General features: G+C 36.1%; 1 protein-coding gene. It reads right to left on the reverse strand.

All coding sequences use genetic code 11. The features are described from left to right. Positions 1–454: 454 nt before the first annotated feature. Positions 455–671, reverse strand: a 217-nt coding sequence (locus tag ACWIX0_RS14000; RefSeq protein ID WP_454174588.1) for a hypothetical protein, incomplete at its 5' end; no start/stop codon positions are given.

The raw sequence follows: 671 nt of genomic DNA on the forward strand, positions 1-671 counted from the left end.
TCAAAAAAGCCTTTTTCTTTGTTGTCTTGTGCTTCTTGTGTGTTTTTTAGATTTTTATCAGTGTCGTTTTTGGCTTCTTGCTGTGTGTTTTGGGGTAGATTTTCTTGTGTTTGTAGCTCATTTTTGGTGTTTGGCATCTTTGCCTCCTTTGTGTTTTTTATAAAAAAGGGGGGTAAATCTTACCCCTGCTAAACTTTGGATTTAAGTTTTTGTTTGCAAAGGATTTTAGACAAAAATGCTAGTAAAAATAAAGGTGGCTAAAATGTAGGCTACTTTTTAGTGTGTAAGATTTTGGTTTATGGGTTAGATTTTGGGGTTTGTGTGTGGCTTAGTGGTTTAGATTTTTAGTTTTTTTGCTTATTGCGCAGTTTTTTGTGTGCTAGATTTTTTAGATTTTGGTTTGCTCTGCGAGCATTCAGCTTTTTCTAATAATTCGTTTTTGTGTGAGTTTGGTTTAGGGGTTTAGATTTTTGGGGTTTTTGATTTGTGTTCTAGTTTTTTTGTGTAGATTTTTGTGTAGGGTTTTGTCATTGAAAGCCTTGCTTGCAAGGCGTGGCAATCTAAAACCCCCTCCCTTAGCACGAGATGGATTTTTTTTATCCCCCCTCCCTTTGCGGAGGGGGTTAGGGGGTGGGTGTGAGTTTTTTAGAGTTTTAGCCATTTTTTTTAAT

This window comes from Helicobacter sp. T3_23-1059 (genome assembly GCF_053654515.1).